Here is a 22427-nt window from a genome sequence, read left to right as displayed (position 1 = left end):
GCGGTACCACCTTAATTGAATGCTCTCTTTTAAACATTCCACTTTATGAGTTAACGTCTCAATCACCGCTGATGGTTTTCACCAGACTATAGAGGCAGGTTCAATAGGTTGAAACATGGTGGAATCTTTCAGCTGATAAATTCCACTCTCTTTCATGCCAATCCCTATTTACTAGCCCTCTTTCAATCGTTCATTTATAATTTTGACTCTTTCTTCTATTAAAACGTTTCAGTATTACAACTATTATAGCAGAAATCTTTCTCATGAAAAGAAATATTTATCGTAGTAATGAAATATTACCACTTCATATGTAATATTCATCAAACACATCTTTTCTTCAACTTTTTTGATACTGTAGATGAAAAACAGTTGTTCTATTTTACGTGTTAGTTGAACCAAGAGAAACGCTCTTCCTATAAATGTCTTACCACATTAATAGAAGAGCTCATAAATGCTTTATCTGTTTTTCAGTTCTTTTTCATAAGGTGCAATAACTTGGCTGGATGAAAGTTCTGCTATTCTTTCTTGCGTATAGCCTAATGATTGTAGGACATAATCCGTATTTTCCCCTAGTTTTGGCGATGCCGTTTTCACCTTAGGTGTAGATTTACTTAGCTGAAAAGGTAGTCTTGGGAGACGTAAATCTTCAATTGTATCATGTGTTACTTGTTCCCACATGTCGAGGGCTTCTGTCTGTTTTGCGTCAATGACTTCAGATATTTTTTTCACTTTGGAACTTGGGATACCTGCCGCGCTTAATTCCGTCACCCAATAATCAGCAGTTTCCCTTTGAAGTATCAGTTCTATTTTTTCTTTTAAGATGTATTGGTTTTCCACACGATTTTTATTATCTCTAAATCGCTGATCTGATAGCCACTCCATACTATTTAAAACCCGACATAATCTTTCAAATAGCGATTGATTAGAAATGCCAATCATGATATACGTATCGCTTGCCAAGTAAGCACCATAAGGAGCAAATGCCGTGTGACCAGAGCCGTTTTTCTGTGGTTCTTCTCCTGTCGCTAAAAAGGAAAGCATATGATAACTACTCCAAAATAAACCGGTTTCATATAAAGAAGTAGAAACAAATTGCCCTTCACCTGTATGCTTTCGATGCAAAAGTGCAGATAGAATACCAATCACACCCCACATTGCACTTCCTTGATCTAAAATAGAGACAGGTACTCTCGCTAATTCAGCGTCTTTGGCTCCATTGATACCCATGATACCTGTTTCAGCTTGAGCAATAGCATCATAGCCCGGTTGCAATTTTTGCGGCCCACTTTGGCCATATGCTGATAATGAACAATAGATGATTTGATTGTTTATTGCTTTCAATTTAGCATAACCTAATCCCATTTGCTCAGCTTTTCCCTGTCGGAAGTTCTCAACGAATACATCTGCCGATTCGACAAGATCATAAACGATTTGTTTCCCATCTTGTTTCTTAAGGTCGATGACAACCGACTCTTTATTTCGATTAATATGGAGAAAATATACACCTTCTCCACTCATAAATGGCCCCATTCCTCTGGCGTCATCTCCCGTACCCGGACGTTCAATTTTAATAATTTCTGCACCTAAGTCCGCTAGAATCATTGTTAAAGTTGGACCAGAAATATTGGTTGTGACATCAACGACTCTCATGCCTGCTAAAGGTCCCGTCATCCTTATCCCTCCCTGTAGTAAAAGAAATGGTACAAGTTAATAAGACCTTGGTAATCCTAATACATGCTGTCCGACAAAGCTTAATACTAAATTATTGGCAATTGGGGCAACCTTAAATAATCTCGCTTCTCTAAATTTACGTTCAATATTATATTCTTTGGCAAAACCATAGCCACCGTAAGTATCCATTGCCGCATTTCCAGCATTCCATGTCGCTTCGGAAGTAAGGTATTTAGCCATATTTGCTTCTGCACCGCAATTGACTCCCTCATCAAATAATTCAGCCGCCCTATCTCTCATTAGCTTTGCAGCTTCTATTTCCATAAATGCCTTAGCAATTGGAAATTGTACACCTTGATTCTTTCCAATAGGGCGATTGAATACTACACGTTCATTAGCATACTGTACTGAGCGATCTATAAAGTATAAACCATCTCCAACAGATTCTGAGGCAATTAATATTCTCTCCGCATTCATTCCACTAAGAACATATTTAAACCCTTTACCTTCTTCACCAATTAAGTTTTCTACAGGAATTTCCGCATTTTCAAAGAATACTTCTGTTGTCGCATGATTAATCATTGTATCAATCGGACGAATGGTTATTTTATCGCGTTGTTCTTTCATATCTAGTATGAATAAACTTAAGCCATCTGTTTTCTTCGTTACAGTTTCTTTCGGTGTTGTTCTTGCTAGAAGTAGCATCAAATCAGAATGCTCAGCTCTAGATGTCCAAATTTTTTGTCCGTTAACTATATATTTTTCTCCCTCTTTTTGGGCAAAAGTTTCAATACTAGTTGTATCACTGCCAGCTGTAGGTTCCGTAATCCCAAATGCTTGGAGTCTTGCTTCACCACTGGCGATTTTTGGGAGAAATCTCTGTTTTTGTTCTTCACTACCATGCCTTAATATTGCACCCATTGTATACATCTGTGCGTGGCAAGCACCCGCATTCCCGCCTGAGCGATTAATTTCTTCTAATACAATACTCGCTTCTGTCATTCCCAAACCAGCTCCGCCATATTGTTCTGGAATAAGAACTGAAAGCCACCCCTCATCTGTTAAGGCTTGAACGAAACTTGTTGGATATTCTTCCCTTTCATCCGTTTCTTGCCAATACGTTTCCGGAAATCTCTCACATAAACTTTTCACACTTTTTCTAATCATGTCATGTTCAGTATTGACTTTCGTCTGTGCCATTTTTACCCTCCTTTATTTTCCTTGCCATTGTGGTTTTCTTTTTTCATTAAAAGCATAAATTCCTTCTAAACGATCGTTAGAATTAGCACAACGATAATATGCTTCTAATTCTAGTGCGATTCCCGTAGATAAATCGCAATCTGCTCCTTTATTAACAACTTTCTTTAATGCCTTTAATGAAAGTGGCGCGTTCTCTGCAATTTCTGATGCCAACTTAATTGTCTCTTCTAATAAGCTTTCTTCTCGACAAACTTTATTCACGAGTCCATATGTCTCAGCTTCTGTAGCACTGATTCTTTTACCTGTAAATAAAATTTCTTTAGCTATTGCAAGTGGTAATACTCTTATGGCCATTTGTGTACCACCTATCCCTGGTATGAGACCGAGTTTCGCTTCAGGTAAACCGAATGAAGCGTTTTCATTTGCCGTGCGCATATCACAGCTTAATGCAATCTCCATACCACCGCCTAGCGCATAACCATTTACAGCACAAATAATAGGAAAAGGAAACTCACGAATTAATTCAGTCACTCTTTCAAAAATATCATGTTGTTTTTTCCAGTCACGTTGGCTCATTCCGTTTCGCTCTTTTAAATCAGCTCCAACACAAAAGCTTTTATCCCCCTCTGCAGTTAAAATAATGACTCGTAAATCTGGATCATATTTTAAGATTTCTAAACTTGATACGATTTCACTCGCCATTTTGGTGTTCAATGCATTCATTGATTGTGGACGGTTTAAACGTAAGATAGCAATTTGATTATGATGAGTTTTTTTTAGGTCAATCGTTTCATATGTCTCAACTTTCATTTATATCCTCCTTTTTTGCTATAAATGAGCATTTATTCCATACGCAATCATTGACATAGTTGCTCCTAATATTCTTGTTGGTTTAGTATGATTCATTAAAAGAAGTGGAGACGAATACCTGCTCATTTTTCGCCAAATGTTCGTAGATGTTCTTTGTGGAAATGCATCGTAACATTCATTCAATCCTTAAAGGTTCCTTTAAATGATGTTTTTAATGGTTTGCTAGGAGTAACAACGAAGCTTCACGTTTTTTCTCACAAGTTGTCGTTCGTCTTCACCCTACTTATAAAAATGGTTATCTATAGGATACTGTATCCAATTTTTAATTGCAATATTTTTTAGAATTTTCTATTTACTTAATTGCTCATTAAAATGAGAGATCGCTGATTTGGGGATAGTCACCCAATTGATAACATCTTCTCCCCATTGCCATACACTTTGGTGAAAACACCGACTTTTACTATTTTCGATATGCAGATGATAATAATAACAAGCATTAAAATATTTTCTATAACTGCTTGTTTCCTTTGTTTCAATTTCAGCTTCTTTCAACAATAAGCAATTCGCTAATAAATAATAAATGCGTTGCATGATAGAAATAGCTTCCATTTCTACTTCTGTAGGGCTAACTTGCCCTATTAGATTAAGATCTTCCTCTAATAGATGCATATTAGTTAATAACTTCTTTCTCAATGGGGTAAAATCAACAAACGTCACTTCATTTAAAATCGTTTTCATTGTTTGTATTAACACAGTATTTGCCTTATTTTTTGTAATTGCTCTTAAAACATCCAGCGCAACAATATTCGTCGTACCTTCCCATATTGACCCTAAATGTGCATCACGTACAAGTTTAGCATTTGCCCATTCTTTAATATATCCATTGCCGCCTCTCATTTCCATTGATTCACCTGCAATCACTCTTGCTTGTTTGCATATTACACCTTTTAACAAAGGTGTTAACAATCTTAGCATCGTTTTTGCTTTCTCATCCTTTTTAGTTTCGGTCAAATCAAAGGTATGTGCCGTGTATAGTGACATGGATGTCGCCACTTCCGATGTTAGCATCATTTCAAATAATTGTTTCTGCATGAGAGGAAGTTTGGCTAATGGTTTTTTAAATGCGATACGTCCTCTAGTTGTGTATAAGGCTTCTAAATAAGAGCGCCTGATGAGACCTGTAGAACGGACACTATTTGATAACCTTGAAGCGTTGACCATTGACATCATTTGTTTAAACCCATGATCAAGTTCCCCAACTAAGTAACCAGTCGCCCGCTCAAAAGTTACTTCTCCTGAAGCCATTCCTTTTGTCCCTAATTTATCTTTTAATTTATTGATCGTATAATGATTTCTTTCTCCACTAGGCAAGATTCTTGGTACTAAGAACATAGCCAACCCTTTTGTTCCTTCTTTTGCACCTGTTGGTCTCGCTAATACAAGTGCTACATCAGCACTAACATTTGAACAAAACCATTTATCCCCCGTGATTAACCATGAATCTCCATTAGCTTCTGCTCTGACTGAATTGGCACCCACATCCGAGCCGCCTTGCTTTTCTGTCATAAATTGAGCAGCCGTCATTCTATCACTCTTCGTGCTAATTAATTGGGGTAAGTATTCTTTCTTTAGTTTTACACTTCCATAATCCTCCAAAATCTTCGCCGCTGAGTCTGTCATACTCATCGGACAACATAAACCAAATTCAGCTTGAGCAAATACATACCAAAAAGTGTATTTCATCACTTTATTAAAAGCCGTTTCAGCCCCCATGACACCGCTACGATGACTCATGGCAACCAAGCCGAATTCTTCATAACCGATTTCCTCGAGACGTGAATAGGATGAATGATAATTAACATCGTTTATTCGTTGTCCACGCTTATCATACATTGTTAATGTTGGTGGATGTCTGTCCGCCTCTCTCGAAAGCGGATCGATTTCATTATTTGCTCTATCCCCTAACTCAATTAACTTATCTTTAACTAATTGATATTCATCATTTACATAGTGTGCTAATAAAAAATGAATATGGGGATCTGATAAGAAATAATTGATTTCTGTCGGTTCTGGCATGCCACCTTTTATCGGTTCCGGTTGAGGTACTTTAATAGACTCATCCATAAATCCACCTCCTAACTTATCCGCTGTTTAATAGAAAAGGTACCTAGCGCTTTGGCAACAACACTTCCATCTTCCTGAGTAAGGATAGACTCAACATATTGGATTCTTCTTCCTTCATGTATCATTTTCGCTTCTGCATACAAGATCCCTTCTTTAACAGGGGCGAAAAATTGAGTTGTTAATGAAATCGTCGCAACTTTAACATCTTTCATTGACCGAATAGTGACACCTATAACCGAATCCAATAAGGAGGCAGTTGCGCCTCCATGAACCACACCATTAGAGTTTAAATGTTGTTTTTGTACTGACATCTTAATGCGCGCTCTCCCTGCTTCCAATTCATCCATTGTAATACCAAGAAGCTGCCAATAAGGAGATGTATTAAACTCCTTTTCTAGCCATTGTAAGTATTCATTCTTCATAATAGAGACTTCTCCATTCATAAGGATTCTATTAAATGATCAATTTTTTCATCCCAAACGATGACACCGTCTAGGGCAAGCACACCTTCTCCTTCTTCAAGCACAATCAGAGGGTTGATATCCATCTCTTTTAATCTACCATTTTGATTAGCAGCAAAATGTGATATCTTCTCTATCGCTCGAGCTAATGCCTGAATGTCATGACTGCCTTTTCCCCTAACTCCTTGCAAAACGGCATAACCTTTTAATTCCATTAGCATCTCAATTGCGTCTTCCTCACTGACTGGAGCTTTTCTTAGCGATACATCTTTAAATACTTCAATAAATATCCCTCCTAGCCCACAGACAATAATCGCACCAAATTGAGGATCCTCTTTCACGCCAATGAAAAATTCTACACCTTCTTGCTTAACCATCTCTTCCACAAGAAAGCCATCTATCTGTGCTTCTTTATTATATTTCTTTACACTTTCTGTTATCTCCTTAACCGCTAACGCTAATTCTTGTTCATTCTGTATATTAACAATAACACCACCTGCATCCGTTTTATGAAGAATATCGGAAGAAATGACTTTGCACACCTTAGGAATATCCCAGTCTACTTTCATAGTCTCTATCTCATCTACCTTATTGATGAGTACTCCTTTAGGTGTACGGATGCCAAAGTTTGTTAATAAATGTTTAACCTTCACTTCAGTCCAAATTCGTTCCTTTATTTCATCAGTATGATAAATGTTTTCACCAGCTACCTGAACATCATTAACAGTCTTTGTTGAATATTGTACTAGTAAACTTAGTGCAACCATCGTTTCATAAGATGTTTTATATACTGGGATATTATTTTGTTGTAAATACCTTCTTCCTTTGCCTGTTAATTCATCTGTGCCAGTAATCGTCACGAGTATCGGTTTATCTGTTTTCGGGTCTATTTCCGCTATTGCTTTGCAAATATTAAAGCCTAATTCGCCTCCAAATGTCGTTTGAAAAACAATGCTGTCTATTGTTGTATCTTCTAATAATACTTTCAATGTATCGGTTAGAATATGTTGTTCTTTTAAACTTTGCGCAGTCACATCAATCGGATTCATCGCAGATCCGTAAGTAGGGATTAAATCTGCCACTTTTCTCTTCGTTTCTTCAGTCAACGTAATCATATTAAGCTGCAAATCTTCACTATAATCAGCCATTGCAATACCTGCAGCTCCAGAATTAGAAATTGTTACCACTCTATTTCCAGCTGCCCTTTTTTGATTTAAAAAGACTTTGACTGTTGTGATTAAGTCATCAATATCATTCACTGTAATAATGCCATATTGTTTGGCGATTGCTTGATACGTTTCGTCAGAACCAGTCATTGAGGCTGTATGCGATAAAGCCGCTTTCTGTCCTAATTTTGACCTTCCAGCCTTCAACATGATGAGTGGTTTATCTTTTTCTTTTGCGGCTTTCGCTAATCGAATAAATTGTTCCCCGTCTGGAATACTTTCTAAATAACCAGTAATGATTGATGTCTGCTCATCCTTTACCATATAATTCATGACATCAAGTGTCGTAATATCCATCTGATTTCCCGTATTCACGACATAGGAAAATCCTATATTCTCTTCTTGTGCCATCCCGAATAATGAAAAGCCAATCGCTCCACTTTGAGAAGCAAACCCGACTGGTCCAGAAATAAAGGGCCGATCTGTTTCAAACGAGGTAGCAAACCCCATTGGTAGTGATAAATGAACATTTAATAAACCGACACAGTTGGGACCAAGAATATGAATATTCGCTTCCTCAGCCTTTTCTAACACTTCATTCTGTAGATTTGAACCTTCTTCTCCTATTTCTGCAAAACCTGAGCCAAAAAGTACGATACTTCTAATCGCTTTTTGTTTACATTGATCGATGATAGATAACATTCTTTTAGCTGAAACAGCAATTAATGCGACATCAACGGAGTCAGGAATATCAACCAAAGAAGGGTAACACTTATAACCACCAATTTCTTCATATTTAGGGTTAACAGGATAAATATTGCCTTTATATTGATGCTGAATAAGGTTTTTGATCGGTTTACCACTAATGGATGTGAAATCTTTTGATACGCCTACAATGGCGATTGATTCTGGGTGAAGAAATTTTTGTATCGCTTCATTTTTATCCATTCGTTATACCTCCAGTTCATTGCCTTGATTATAATTACTTCTTTTTCTTCGCCATTTAAGTACATAAAGACATAATGCAATCACGATACCACCGATAATAAACGGCCACATTGGGACAAACATCATCAATCCTGCGATAAATAAAATGATTCGCTCTACTATGGCTAAAGTACCAGCTCCCACAAGATATCCTTCTAATGAAAAGGAAATGCAAGCAATTCCTATGACGGCAACAACTATACTAAGGACCGTATCCCACGGATCTCCGCGACCAATTAATATGGCAGGATTATAAATCATGAAGAAAGGAACGATAAACTTGACGGATCCTAACTGGACAGATTGAAAAGCTGTTTTCATCGGACTTGCTCCTGCTATACTTGCTGTCGAAAATGCAGCTAATGCTACTGGTGGCGTAATATAGGAGACAGTTGCCCAATAAACAACGTATAAATGTGCTGCTATTGGATCCACACCAACAGCAACAAGTGCCGGTGCCATAATAACTGCTAAAAATACATATACAGCGGATACAGTCATACCCATCCCTAAAATAAAGCAGGTAAGTGCTCCACCAATTAGGATTAAGAAAGTATTATCTCCAGCAGCAGCCACTAATTCACGAGAAAATGAAAACGATACACCTGTAGCAGACAACGCACCAACAATAAAGCCTACCCCAGCAATAATAACAACGATATCAGTTAAGACCTTTCCTATATTCACGACCATATTTGCTAGATCTTTAGCTGACATCCTCGTTGATTTCTTTATCATGGCAATGAGTAACAATACAGCACTTGCATAATAAGGGGCTTGCCCTTCTGAGTTTAGTACTGCTAAGAAGAAAATCATGACTACGATTGAAAAAATATAATACCAACCCTCTTTTAACGTTTTCCAGAATGATGGTATTTCCTTAGCAGCCATCCCTTTCAATCCATTTTTGGCAGCATACCCATCAATTTGAATAAATAAGCCAAGATAATAAAGAAATGCTGGGACTGCAGCTGCTAAAGCGATTTCATAATAAGGGACCGCTAAAAAAGAGGCCATGATAAAGGCTGCCGAACCCATAATCGGTGGCGTAATGGTACCACCTGTAGACGCTGTCGCTTCAATAGCTGCTGCATAATGGGGTTTATAGCCTGTTTTCTTCATTGCCGGTATGGTCATTGCACCTATTGTCACTGCATTTGAAACGGCACTACCACTCAACATGCCAAAAAATGCACTCCCTACAACGGCAACCTTCGCAGAGCCACCCCTCGTTCTGCCAAAGATAGAAAGAGCGAGGTTGAAGAAAAAGTCACCACCACCAGTTTTCGTAATGACTACACCAAATACTAAAAATCCTAGTAATAAATTCCCAATCGTTGTATAAGCAATACCAAACACGCTATTAGAACTCATGATGTGATTTCTCGCTAAGGTAAGAAAATCATAAGACTGTCCTTGGAGCAATTCTATCGGTATAATTCCAGCAATAAGGGGATACAGTGAGATTACTAGACAGATCATCGCTAAAACAAGACCAGCTGTTCTTCTTAAAGCTTCAATAATTAACCCCCATAGAAGAATACTTGCAATTGTCGGTAAAACTGGAGCCTCCCAATCCCATCCCTCAATAATAATTCGTTCACCATTCAAACCAATGGCTATAGCAATGATCATGGTTAATAAAAAACAGGCGATATCATACCATTTAATCGAAAGATCCGTTTTCTTTGCGGGAAACATAAGATAGGCACAAGGGAGAAAACAGGCTAATAATAAAATCATGTAAGCATTTTGAATCGGATTTATGCCAAATAATTCAAGATAGAATAACATGTTTACAGATAAGAAAATGCCTATTAAAGTGGAGCTAATAATAATCGTTTTCCAAAAAGTGTTTAAACGTGATTGCACCATAGACTAACCTCACCTCACATTTATCAGAATGGATGGTTATGATTCTCTCATTTTTAATTTACAGATTCCCGTTCCCGTAACCAGAGCGCTTCAAATTCCTCATCTGTTAATTCTTCTTTTTCAGCGAAGGCAACCGTTTTTTCCCATACTTCATTTAACGCTTCGTACCGTTCTATTAATTGATCATTTTTTTGTTGTTTTTCTTCACTCCATAAGCCTTCTTCTTTAAAGAAACGAATTGTGCCCTCATGAAACGGAATCCCTTTTGGCTCTGTTAAGACTTCATCCTTACTATATAGAGCTAAATTAGGTAGGGCATCGCCATATAAATGGAAAGAATCATTTAACGATTTAATAAACTGATAGATTGCCTCTTCACTTTGATCTGCGTATCCACCAATTAAATAGCCATGTCCCATAACATCCATACCTGTTTCCATACCTGCTCCTTGTTTTGTATTAATAGGAAATAACCACGCAGCCACTTCCTCTACTCTTCCCCATCCCCCGTTGTCATCTTTATCCATTTCTAACCAACGAATCCCACCTTTACTATGGGCTTCAAACATTGTAGATGCAGTCGGATTAATACCGGCAACATCAATTTGCCCTTGGATAAGTGCTTCTCCTTGTCCTGAATAGGAAGTGATTTTTACTGGCTCCACATCATTCCAAGTTAAGCCGGCGAAAGCAAGCATTGCTTCATTTTTTAAATTGACGGAAGTGTTTCCAGCTATTATTGGAATTTTCTTTCCCCTTAGATCTTTGAGAGTTTGTATATCTGAGTTTTCTCTTACAGCAAATCCGAATTGACTAATGGGTGCCCAATAAGCTCGAACATTTTGCGGTCCCCATTTTTTTGAAGTGAATTCTTCCTTTCCTTCGAATGCCAGTTGAATTTCATCTCCAACTTTACCTACAGAAGCAATTTCACGCCTTAAAGGCACCATTCTTCCAACACCACTTGCAGATGGAAGCATTCTCACCTTTGTATCATATTTTTCTGTCAACACATTCGCAATAGCCGACATTTCTGCATAACCACCAGAGCCTACATCATATACACTCCACGTCATTTGCTCAGCTAGGCCCGATTCATCTGCGAGCAACGAAGCTTGAGGAGCAGAGTTACATCCAGCTAAAAGAAAACATAGTAATAGCAGCAGTACTAATGGAAGCATTTTATTCCCTTTATTCATGTAATAACCTCCCATCCAGATATGGCCAATGAAAACAAAGTTATACAGGCGTAAACATGGGTAGCGTCATCTCTCCGACTTTTTGAAAGACGACTTTTACTTGTTGATCGCAATGAATTGCTTCCATATCCGTATCAATAATGTTCGTCATCATCCTAACCCCTTCTTTTAGATCGATGAGGGCAACACAATACGGCAAATCTTCTTTAAACGCAGGTCCACCAGCCCTTCGCGCAATTGTATAAGAATAAATCGTCCCCTCTCCGCTTGCTTCTACCCAAGTAACGTTTTCCTCTCCACAGTGAGGACATAGAATACGTGGGTAAAAGATATGCAAAGAGCAACTTTGACATTGTTGTATGAATAATTTTCCTTTCTCACACCCTTCCCAAAAAAACTTCGAATCATTATCAATAATTGGTAATGGCTTCATTATCTTATCCATCTGTTTAGTCCCTCCCTAAAATGACGACTGATGTTGAGGAAAGTGTTCCCCCTGTTCCATTTACAAGTCCTATTTTTGCTTCTTTCACTTGTCTCTCTCCACACTCACCTCTTAGTTGCCTAACCGCTTCAATAATTAAAAAAATCCCGTACATACCTGGATGTGCATATGAAAGGCCCCCGCCGTTCGTATTCATCGGAAAATCACCGCCTGGAGCTGTACGTTGATTTTTCACAAAATCGCCACCTTCACCACGTTTACAAAAGCCTAAAGATTCTAATGTGAGCAACACCGTAATCGTGAAAGAGTCATAGATTTCAACGAAATCAATGTCATCATGGCCAACTCCAGCCATCTCAAACGCTCGTTTACCTGATTGCGCAGCAGATGTCATGGTTAAGTCAGGCATCGCTTGTATAGACCAATGACTATGTGCCTCACCTTGGCCAAGGATCCAGACCGGTTTTTTCCGACAATCCTTCGCCCGTTCGGGTGATACAAGCACTACTGCCCCTGCTCCATCTGTTACGAGACAGCAATCTAGTATATGAAGAGGATCAGTAATCATTGGCGATTGCAGCACATCCTCAATGGATATCGTATCCCTTTTTGTCGCATATGGATTTAATTGAGCCCACTTTCTTGTTGCCACTGCTATTTCTGCTAGGTCTTCATTCGTTGTTCCGTATTGATGCATATGACGATGTGCCGCCATCGCGTAAGCACCAGCTGGTGAAGGTAAGCCAAAAGGTGTTTCATATTGTGCAGTAAACGTAGGTGGTCTTCCTGCTAAAGATCGCGACCTCTCTGACTTCTGTGTACTTCCATATAAAATTAATGCTACTTCACAAAGCCCTGCTTGAATGGCAGCTGCAGCATGGCCAATATGAGCTTCAAATGAAGAACCGCCTATCTGTGTAGAATCTGTATAGTTCGGCTCAATCCCTAAATATTCCCCCATTACAACAGAAGGAAATGTACCAACACCAGGTACTCCCCATAGACCAGCAACAAACAGACCATCTACATCAGACTTTGTTAAACCTGCATCATCTAGTGCTCGTTTTGCTGCGATTGCTTGAATTTGCAAGACAGATAAACCGTCTTTTACTTTTCCTTCCTCAAGCTCAATATCACCTACTCCGACAATGGCAGCAGCGTTTTTAATTGACATGATAACCCTCCATATGCATTTATTTGTAGAAATCCTTATGAAAGCAGTAATACCTAATAGATTGGTAGAAATATATTTTTTATTGGGTTTGGTCTTTTACAAAGAAGTTAACAGCGAGTATTTCAGGATGTATCTTGGTTGAGGATGTTGTTAGATCATTTTGTAGATTTTAGAAGAGAGATTAAAAATGAATCGATATATTTTTCATATTTTGCAATCGCTTACATATATCTGCCACCAGTTACTTCAATTACGTTCCCAGTGATATAGTCAGCATAATTAGAGCTTAAGAAAACGACAGCTTTAGCGATATCAAGCGGTTGACCTACTTTCTGCATCGGTATTTCTGCTATTTTCAACTCCTTTAACTTGTCAGGAATGGCTTTGGTCATATCTGTTTCAATAAAACCAGGTTGAATGGCGTTCACATTGACCTGGAATTTAGCTAATTCTTTTGCTGCAGCTTTCGTCATGCCAACAATTCCAGCCTTAGCGCCAGCATAATTCACTTGCCCCATATTACCAACCTTACCGGCAATGGATGAGATATTAACAATCTTTCCCTTTTCTTGTTTTCTCATATGAAGTGCAGCAGCTTGCATACATAAGAATGTCCCTTTCATATGTACTTGAATCACTTGGTCAAATTGCTCTTCTGTCATTTTATGAAGCATTGCATCACGTGTAATTCCTGCATTATTAACAAGCACATCTATATCACCAAAATGACTAATTGTCTTAGAGAAAAGCTCGTCAACACTTTCTTTTTTGGCAACATCTACTTTAACTGCTAATCCCCTTGATCCAACCTTTTCAATTTCATTCACGACAGATTCACATGCCTCTACATTCAAGTCACCAACGACTATTTGGGCGCCATGTTGAGCTAATAAAAGACTAATCTCTCTACCGATCCCCTTCCCAGCGCCAGTAACTATCGCTACTTTATTCTTTAAATCCATGAAACTACCTCCATTTCAAAAATATGATATTAATTAAGATTTTATATATTAAAAAATTTTTTGTCAATAAAAAATTAGAAAATTAAGATTATTTAACTATATTCGATTATTCTCAGCAAAAAAGACATTATTACTCCCTATTTTCTGATTGAATAATAATGTCTTTTCTAATTAGACTAATGGGCGTTCTCCGCCTAATTTAATTGTAATTTCATTCGCAATTCCCTTTATTAGTTCACCAATTCTTTCCGCTTCCGCTCCTTGCAACTGACTGGTTAAGCCGACTAAAGAAATGGACATCTCCACTGTATTTGTATTATTAAAAATTGGTGCAGCAATGCCAATTAAACCATCAATATATTCTCCATGTGAAATGGCAAATCCCTTTATTTTTATCATTTCTAACTCTGCTAATAATTCTTTCATTTCTTTTTCCGTTAAAGGACGAAGACCATCATTATAATCAATTAAACGTTTTGCTTCTTCTCGCCTTAGATTAGCTAACAAACACTTACCATAAGCCCCATCTACAATTGAGAAATGTCTACCTACTGATACATTTATACCAAATTGTTCTGCTTCTACCTTAGCAATAATGGTCGATTTTTTCTCACCAATTCGATTGACTAGGAAACTCGTTAATCCAGTTTCTTCTGTTAATCTTTCCAAGTACTGCATTATAACAGATAAATCTAGAATATTCTCTTTCGCTCTTTCTCCTAAAACAACTAAATAGGGGCCAAGACTATATCTTTTAGAGCTTTGATCATAACGTACAACGGATAGCTCTTCTAACTTTTGCAGTATGCGGTAACATGTGGTTGGGGTTAATGATAAGGCATTTGCAATTTCAGTTAAGTTACTTTTACTAAACTTTTTTCGACTCAATAATGTAAGGATTTTAAATGCACTGTCAACTGCAGGTACATTATATTTTCTTTTCGCCTTCTTTACATGCTCATCCATCTTTTCTACCCCTTCATTATCCTTTTTTCAGTAATTTTATATACAAAAATTTTTTTTGTCAATGAAATAAAGATTGTTTTTTTGAATGATATAAATTATCTGATATCTATATGGTAAAATAGTGGGAGCAGGAAAACATGTGAGGAGCGTTAATAGAATGGATATTAAACAATTAGAAGTATTTCTATCAGTATATAAACATAATAACTTTTCTAAAGCTGCTGAGGAACTATGTATCTCACAACCAACAGTTAGCTCTCAAATCAAATCTTTAGAAGACCAATTAGGGCTGCAATTATTCAATCGTAAAAATAAATCATTAGGTAACTTAACAGATGCCGGAAAGATTCTTTATCCCTATTCCACACAAATTCTTTCATTAGTAAAAGAAGCCGAAAAATCACTCACTCAATATAAAGAAGGGTATAAAGGTTCCCTCTCTCTAGTGACTTCCGATTCATTTTGTTACTGGATCTTACCAAAAATTTTAGAAAGCTTTCATATTTCCTATCCTACAATTGAAATCATACTACATACCGCTTTTACACCTAAAATGATCGATATGCTTTATCATCGTGAAGTGCATTTCGCCATTGCACGTTCCGCTCAAAAAGAGTTTATAGAAGAAGATTTAGTCAGCCATCATATTGGACAAGATCCCATTGTACTCGTTGCCTCAGCTAGCAATCGTTTAACAAATATTCCAAGTCCTCATTTAAGTGACTTAGCTGATGAAACCTTCATTGTTTATGGGAAAGAGTCAAACTACTGGGCACAAATTGAACAAAAGCTTTTTTCCTATGGTTTCCATATGAAAACAGGAATGGAGCTTAACGACATCAATGCAACGAAAAAAATGATCGAGATCAATCTCGGGATTTCTTTCTTGCCAAGTATTTCGGTACAAGAAGAGATTGAAAATGGTAAGCTCCAAATCATTCCAATAAGTGATAACCTGCATTTGTATCGTCACTCTCACCTTGTTTACCATCAAGATACCGTAATTGCTGGAGGAATACAGAAGTTTTTATCGTTTGTAACTGAACAGAAGCCCTATTTGATTTAAGTATATAAACCCCCTTATTAATGAGGTCTCTGCACTTTGTCTCATTAATAAGGGTAAGTGAATCAACTATATATCTCTGCTTGTTTTTTCCCAACAATGACGGCGTCAACCGCGGTAACACCATTACCTTCTTTATGGACAAGGATCGGATTAAATTCCATTTCTCTCCATTCCCCTTGATGAGATAAACAAAATTCGGATAAAGTTTGTATCGTTAATGCCAATGCTTTTATATCTGACTTAGGTTTTCCCCTCACTCCATTTAGAAGTGGAAATGCCTTAATAGAAGCAATCATTTGTAACGCTTGGCTCTCTGTAATTGGTGCAGGCAAGAAAACAACATCCTCAAGCACTTCCGTAAATACCCCACCGATACCAAACATGATTGTCGGTCCAAATGTAGGGTCGTCAATTGCTCCAATAATCACCTCAATTCCCTCATCTGCCATTTCTTCAATCATCATCCCTTCGATAAGATGTTCGATATGATGATGCTTTATCCTATTAATCATCCCTTCATAAAATTGCAGTAACTCTTGTTGACTGTTGATGTTTGTTTGAACCAACTGATAGTCTGATTTATGAGTGATCTCCTTCGAAACTCCTTTTAAGACAAGAGGAAAAGGAAGACTATGCTCATGCAGACCTTCTTGATTACGAACAAAAGAACCTTTAGGCACTTTTATACCAATCGATTGTAATAGTTGCTTTCCTTCCCATTCATTTAGTTTTTCATTTACGATCATGGGTGTATGCTTACGAATCTCTTTTCTCGTTTGATCGTAAGCTTGCTTTTCTGCCGTATAGTAATTTACGACATGTGCTAGGGCATTAATGGTCCGTGTTGGTGTAGGAATCCAAGGAATACTTTTTTCCTTAAAGACTGCCTTTTTTGTTTCTTCCTGTATTCCAGACCAACAAACAACAACGGGCTTATTAGCTTGTTTAATCAACTTACTGAGTTTGTCGATAATAGGTGTAAATAAATGATCCGTCATTTGAATATAAAGCACGATGGTTTGCACTTCAATTGCTTCAACTAGCACAGATAGAGTATCAAGTATTTGTTGAGGATTTTGATTCACTTGTGCCGTCATATCAACTGGGTTTTTAATAGAAGCAAAAGCTGGAAGAGTTTGTGATAATCTCTCTTTCGTTTCTGCTTTTAAAGTGGCAAGTTTCATTCCTTTACGTTCACATTGGTCAGCCATCATTATGCCTGCACCACCTGATTGTGTGACGATAACCGCCCCTCCGTCTTTAGAGATATTTTTAGCATAATGAAACAGTGATAATGTATCAATTAATTCTTCCTCATCATCAACAAGAACCACATTGTTTGCAGCAAAATAAGATTGATAAATCTTCGCATTACCTGCTAATGATGCAGTATGCGAACTAGCCGCATCCGCCCCGATAACTGACGTACCAACTTTTATTAATACTATTGGTTTATTATTTTCATGACTAGCCTTTATTGCACGATTCATTTTAGTTATATTTCTTGCTCCCTCTAAATATCCACCAATGACTTTTATGTCAGGACTTTTAGCAAAATAATCAATATACTCAAAGAAATCAACCGTGCTTTCATTTCCGCTAGATACAAAAGCTTGAAATCCGATACCCATTTCAGTTGCTAATGTATGAGTTAAAGAACCCATTGCTCCGCTTTGTGTAACAAATGCAATCGCTGCAGCATCACATGCTTTTAAACTGGAAAAGGAAGCAATCATCTGCTTATTTAAGTTAAATAACCCGAGAGAATTTGGACCGCAAATCGGCAAATGGTTTCCTTTTGAATACTCCCTTATCTCTTCCTCTAACTTCGCTCCTTCTCCACCTATTTCTGTAAATCCAGAACTAAAAATCAAAATACTTTTTACCTTCTTCGCATGTAATTGTTTAATAATAGATAATACACTTTTAGCAGCTACACAAATCAATGCTAAGTCAATATATTCAGGTAGTTCTTCTATCTTCTGATAGCATGGAAAACCTAATATCTCTTCATATTTTGGATTTACAAGATAAACTTCACCTTGATAGCCTACCTCTTTTAAATTCGCTATTGGTTTATAGCTGATTTTCGTTTTGTCTCCACTAGCTCCTATAATAGCTACTGCGTTTGGTTCTAACATTGGTTTAAGGTCGTCACTCGTAAACATATTTTCACCTTCCTCTTAATACATATTTTTAGGTAGAAACAGAGCAATATCAGGAAAAAGATAAAGAATAATAATTAATAGGAAAATGGGAATTAAAAATAAACTTGCTCCTTTAAAAATTTGTTCTAAAGTAAGGTCTGGGGCTGATCCTCTTAGCACAAAACAATTCATCCCAACAGGAGGTGTGATCATTGCCATTTCCATCACCAAAACAATAATGACACCGAACCAAATTAAATTCATATCCATCGCTAGAATGATCGGTAGAATAATCGGTAATGTAACAACAACCATAGCAAGAGCATCCATTACCATTCCTAATAAAATGTACATAAGAATAATAAGCACAAATAATAGAAAAGGGGGAACTGAGATAGATTCGAAAATATCCGCTAATAGAAAAGGCAATCTTGTAATTGTTAAGAAGTAATTTAAGATAAATGCCATAATAATTATGGCAAATAAAAATCCTGTTGTTTTTAAAGTAGCAGATAATGCTTTAACAAATGACTGAATCGTTAATTTCCTTCTGATTAATGCAAAAATAAACGTAAAGAATGCCCCAATCCCTGCTGCTTCAGTTGGGTTAAACCATCCGATATACATACCCCCAATCACAATGCCAAATAACAAAATAATCCATATTGTAGATTTCAATGCGATGAAACGATCCTTCCATTTCACCTCTGTATGAATCATCGGTGCTAATTCTGGCTTTAAAGATACAACTACATAAACGGTGATCATATATAAAATGATAAGAATAATCCCCGGTATAATGCCCGCAACTAAAAGCTGTCCGATAGATTGTTCAGTCATCATCCCATATAGAATAAACAATGTACTCGGTGGAATGAGCACACCCAATGTTCCTCCTGCGACAATCGTTCCTCCGGTTAATGATTTGTTATAACCAGCCTTTAGCATTTCCTTCGATGCAATGACACCCATTGTGGCAGTATTTGCTAGGCTTGAACCTGAAGCGGCCGCAAAAACAGCAGAAGATGCAATTGTCGCCATCCCAAGTCCACCTCTTAATCTACTAAGCCAAAGTCTGAAAGTATTAAAGAGCTCTGTACTAATTCCACAGATAAATAATAGTTCTCCCATTAGAACAAACATAGGGATAGTGCTTAACGTATAACTAAAACTATGATCCCATGTCACTGTTTCAACAACTGTGGCTAATGCCGTCCAACCTTTCAAATAAAAGATTCCTAGTACAGCTGGTACGACCATTGCGATTGCAATGGGTACTTTAAAAAACATTAAAACAAACATGATCAAAATAACGATAACACCAAACCATTCAACCGGCATGTTCATCACCTCCTATATTTTCATGATTTAATGAAAGGATGAGCTTGAGCATTCTTAGAAAAGCCTCAGCTCCCCACATGAGAAAACCGATTGTAATGATATAATCAAAGGGGTAAAAAGGAATTTCTAAAAGAGTTGTAGATATAGGCATTGTTAGTTGATGAAAGATCCCGACATGAAGATAAATATAGGCAATGAGGATGGTAATAATAAATGTAAGAAATGCGCCAAATATCTCTAATACGCGTTGCCACTTATATGAAAGTCTGCTTGTAATAATATCTATTGTAATATGTCCGTTAACTTGTTCTGTATAAGCCAAACCACACATGATTAGCACTACCATACCTAACTGAACAATTTCGATATCACCAATAATAGGTGAAAATAACATCCGACTAAACACAGCAAAGGTAATAAATATCATCATCAGTGTCATCGTTGCTAACGCAATATATTTTGTTATTGCAGTTAAAAAGTGTATGACCTCTTCAAGCTTTCTCATGCATTCCACCACCTTAACTGTTTTAATTTTCAAATGGTAAAGGGTAATCTTCTTCACGGAGAATTTCAAAAAAAGCTTCTACCATTTCATCTCCATCAAATCCACGTTTATTTGCATCTTCTATCCATAACTCCCAAGCACCTTTACCTGCTTCACGGTACTTAATGTCTTCTTCTGTTGAAAGTTTAATATATTCGCCTCTTTTTTCAACTGCTTTTTCTAGCTGCTCATTAGAAGCAGCTAACTCTGTAACATAACTCTTTGTAAACATTTCTGATAATGCAGGATTCAATTCTTCTGTAAATAATTTTTGTAAATCTGGTGGGAGCTGATCATAGAAGTTTTTATTCATTACAGGAATGAGTGGGTTTACGAGTACTGACATTTGTGTAATATAAGGGGCAGGTTCATAATACCTTACTGCTTCACCGCCAATAGGTGTATAAAATGCGGTATCAATCATCCCCTTTTCTAATCCTTCGTATATGCCTTCAGATGTGATCGATACGGGTGTTCCTCCTAATGATTGAATAAAGGCATTTTCGCCTTTTCCGCTCATTCTCATTTTTTTATTCTGTAAATCTTCCATTGTGTGAATAGGAGTTGTAGAAAATAAATCATAGGCATCTGTTGAGGTTGGTGGCATAAGGATGACATTATCTAACCCTTTGTCTGCAAATCGATCTTCGAATTTACTTAAAACCTTGTTTGCCTCAACAGGTCCTTGTAATGCAAAAGGTAAACTACCGATTGTATAAGGAAAAAAAGGTGTATCATAAAAATAGTTCGTTACGAGAAGACTCACATCATAGAGCCCTCCTTTTATATCTTGGTAAACGGAGCTAGACTTTCCTAAGGCACTCCCATGATAAATATTGACTTTAACTCTTCCATTCGTCTTTTCTTCCACCATCTTTTTCCATGGCTCCCACGCATTATAAGCATAGTGATGTGTAGATGGCTGCCAATTATTTATATCCATCACATACACTTCATCGGAAGCGCTTTCATTGGATGTCTGTTGACTACAGCCATTTAATAAAATACATACAAAAAATAAAGTCAATAGAAGAAACTTTTTCATTGGAAACACCTCCATTATTGTTCATAATCACATTTTCCGCTCGGCTAACGAACCAATAACTCCCTCTTTTCTCAATTGATCAATCTCTAATTTTTGATACCCTAATGCATGTAGAAGTTCTTCTGTATGCTGTCCTAAAACAGGTGGCCCTGCTTTTGTTTTAACATTTAGGGTAGAATTTTTAAGTGGACTTTTCACCAATTTAATATGTCCAAGCTTTACATGGGAAACTTCTTCTACAACCTCTCTCGCCTCAACTTGAGGATGTTGAAAAACTTGTTCGATATTATTTACTGGTCCAGCTGGAACACCTACTTGTGATAATTGAGTGAACCATTCATCTGCCGTTTTGGTTATCATCATATCTGCGATTCTATTTGTTAACACTTCACGGTTAGTTACTCTAGCTTGATTCGTTTTAAACCTCTCGTCCCCAATCCATTCTTCACGATCTAAAACAACGCAAAAATTCGCAAATAATTTATCATTACCACAACAAACCATTAATGGACGGTCACTGCATTTAAATACTTGATAAGGAACAATATAACTATGATCATTGCCAACTCTTGTTGAAACTGTACCTGCATTTAAATAACTACTTGCTACATTGGCAAGTGCACTTAATTGTACTTCAAATAGGGATAGATCAATAGATTGTTCCTTTCCTGTTTGATCTCTTTGTCTTAAAGCTGCGAGAATCGCTATTGTTACATATTGTGACGTCATAATATCGACTAGTGGAAGTCCCACTCTTGTTGCGTCTCCCTCTGGAAGTCCAGTAACATCCATTAGACCACCTATCGCTTGCATAACAGGATCAAATCCCGGTTCCCCTTTATACGGTCCCGTTTGCCCATATCCGGTAACCGAACATAATATAATATCTTTTTTTACCTTTTTAAGTTGTTGTAGGTCGAGACCTAACTTTTTCAAAGTACCTGTTTTAAAGTTTTCTAAGACAATATCTGCCTCTTGTACGAGCTTTAAAAAGATATCCTTCCCTTTTTGGTTTTTCAAATCCAACTCTACTGATTTTTTATTACGATTAGCGGTAAAATAATACGTACTTTCTCCACCTATGAAAGGGACCCAATCTCTCATACTATCAGTACCATTCGGTGCCTCTATTCTGATGACATCAGCACCTAAATCTGCTAGTATCATTGAACCCCCAGGTCCTGCATAAACACGAGATAAATCCAATACTTTTACGCCTTCAAGTGGTTGCCTATCACTCATCG

Annotated in this window: 18 protein-coding genes; 1 reads left to right on the top strand and 17 read right to left on the bottom strand. The window is 37.2% G+C overall.

Annotation, left to right across the window (positions count from 1 at the left end):
* Positions 1 to 456: 456 nt before the first annotated feature.
* From U9M49_RS03830 to U9M49_RS03775, 12 genes are all read right to left on the bottom strand, one after another.
* Positions 457 to 1671 carry a CaiB/BaiF CoA transferase family protein gene (locus U9M49_RS03830; protein WP_095373351.1) on the bottom strand — a complete coding sequence of 405 codons (1215 nt, stop codon included), beginning with the start codon at positions 1669 to 1671 and terminating at the stop codon, positions 457 to 459.
* 36 nt (positions 1672 to 1707) lie between these two features.
* Positions 1708 to 2871: an acyl-CoA dehydrogenase family protein gene (locus tag U9M49_RS03825; protein ID WP_233435257.1), complete on the bottom strand. Its 1164-nt coding sequence runs from the start codon at positions 2869 to 2871 to the stop codon at positions 1708 to 1710.
* Between the two features lie 12 nt (positions 2872 to 2883).
* Positions 2884 to 3681: an enoyl-CoA hydratase/isomerase family protein gene (locus tag U9M49_RS03820; RefSeq protein WP_307314088.1), complete on the bottom strand. Its 798-nt coding sequence runs from the start codon at positions 3679 to 3681 to the stop codon at positions 2884 to 2886.
* A gap of 348 nt (positions 3682 to 4029) precedes the next feature.
* Positions 4030 to 5805: an acyl-CoA dehydrogenase family protein gene (locus U9M49_RS03815; RefSeq protein ID WP_322909303.1), complete on the bottom strand. Its 1776-nt coding sequence runs from the start codon at positions 5803 to 5805 to the stop codon at positions 4030 to 4032.
* An 11-nt stretch (positions 5806 to 5816) separates the two neighbouring features.
* A complete protein-coding gene (locus U9M49_RS03810; RefSeq protein WP_322909302.1) occupies positions 5817 to 6227 on the bottom strand; it encodes a PaaI family thioesterase in 411 nt (136 codons plus the stop codon).
* Between the two features lie 17 nt (positions 6228 to 6244).
* A complete protein-coding gene (locus tag U9M49_RS03805; protein WP_322909301.1) occupies positions 6245 to 8380 on the bottom strand; it encodes an acetate--CoA ligase family protein in 2136 nt (711 codons plus the stop codon).
* Positions 8381 to 8383: 3 nt separating this feature from the next.
* Positions 8384 to 10294, bottom strand: a complete 1911-nt coding sequence (locus U9M49_RS03800; RefSeq protein WP_322909300.1) for a TRAP transporter fused permease subunit — start codon at positions 10292 to 10294, stop codon at positions 8384 to 8386.
* Between the two features lie 53 nt (positions 10295 to 10347).
* Positions 10348 to 11493 (bottom strand): TAXI family TRAP transporter solute-binding subunit, encoded by a 1146-nt coding sequence (locus tag U9M49_RS03795; protein ID WP_307314098.1) that lies wholly within the window; start codon positions 11491 to 11493, stop codon positions 10348 to 10350.
* Between the two features lie 40 nt (positions 11494 to 11533).
* On the bottom strand, positions 11534 to 11938 hold the full coding sequence (locus U9M49_RS03790) for a Zn-ribbon domain-containing OB-fold protein (RefSeq protein ID WP_095373358.1): 405 nt from the start codon (positions 11936 to 11938) through the stop codon (positions 11534 to 11536).
* Between the two features lie 4 nt (positions 11939 to 11942).
* Complete coding sequence (locus tag U9M49_RS03785) at positions 11943 to 13112, bottom strand: acetyl-CoA acetyltransferase (protein WP_095373359.1); 1170 nt, start codon at positions 13110 to 13112, stop codon at positions 11943 to 11945.
* Positions 13113 to 13333: 221 nt separating this feature from the next.
* The gene (gene fabG / locus U9M49_RS03780; protein ID WP_095373360.1) at positions 13334 to 14074 is read right to left on the bottom strand and encodes a 3-oxoacyl-ACP reductase FabG; all 741 of its coding nucleotides are present in this window, start codon (positions 14072 to 14074) and stop codon (positions 13334 to 13336) included.
* A 171-nt stretch (positions 14075 to 14245) separates the two neighbouring features.
* Positions 14246 to 15040, bottom strand: coding sequence for an IclR family transcriptional regulator (locus tag U9M49_RS03775; RefSeq protein WP_322909299.1), 795 nt, complete (start codon positions 15038 to 15040; stop codon positions 14246 to 14248).
* 157 nt (positions 15041 to 15197) lie between these two features.
* Here U9M49_RS03775 and U9M49_RS03770 point away from each other — a divergent pair, with 157 nt between their 5' ends.
* A complete protein-coding gene (locus tag U9M49_RS03770) occupies positions 15198 to 16106 on the top strand; it encodes a LysR family transcriptional regulator (protein WP_095373362.1) in 909 nt (302 codons plus the stop codon).
* 62 nt (positions 16107 to 16168) lie between these two features.
* On the opposite strand, the gene U9M49_RS03765 is transcribed toward U9M49_RS03770, so the two are convergent.
* The 5 genes from U9M49_RS03765 to U9M49_RS03745 are packed head-to-tail and all read right to left on the bottom strand — an operon-like array spanning position 16169 to position 22425.
* Complete coding sequence (locus tag U9M49_RS03765; protein WP_322909298.1) at positions 16169 to 18274, bottom strand: acetate--CoA ligase family protein; 2106 nt, start codon at positions 18272 to 18274, stop codon at positions 16169 to 16171.
* A 15-nt stretch (positions 18275 to 18289) separates the two neighbouring features.
* Complete coding sequence (locus tag U9M49_RS03760) at positions 18290 to 19594, bottom strand: TRAP transporter large permease (protein ID WP_307314110.1); 1305 nt, start codon at positions 19592 to 19594, stop codon at positions 18290 to 18292.
* On the bottom strand, positions 19584 to 20099 hold the full coding sequence (locus tag U9M49_RS03755) for a TRAP transporter small permease (RefSeq protein WP_095373365.1): 516 nt from the start codon (positions 20097 to 20099) through the stop codon (positions 19584 to 19586). Before U9M49_RS03755 ends, U9M49_RS03760 begins: the two co-directional genes overlap by 11 nt.
* 22 nt (positions 20100 to 20121) lie before the next feature.
* Positions 20122 to 21183, bottom strand: coding sequence for a TRAP transporter substrate-binding protein DctP (locus U9M49_RS03750; RefSeq protein WP_322909297.1), 1062 nt, complete (start codon positions 21181 to 21183; stop codon positions 20122 to 20124).
* A gap of 27 nt (positions 21184 to 21210) precedes the next feature.
* On the bottom strand, positions 21211 to 22425 hold the full coding sequence (locus U9M49_RS03745; protein ID WP_307314116.1) for a CaiB/BaiF CoA transferase family protein: 1215 nt from the start codon (positions 22423 to 22425) through the stop codon (positions 21211 to 21213).
* Between the last annotated feature and the right edge of the window lie 2 nt (positions 22426 to 22427).

It is taken from the genome of Cytobacillus sp. OWB-43 (assembly GCF_034651445.1).
Classification (GTDB): Bacteria; Bacillota; Bacilli; order Bacillales; family Cytobacillaceae; genus Cytobacillus; species Cytobacillus kochii.
The sequence above is the reverse complement of the archived record's forward strand: the minus strand, read 5'-3'. Positions and strand labels throughout refer to the sequence as shown.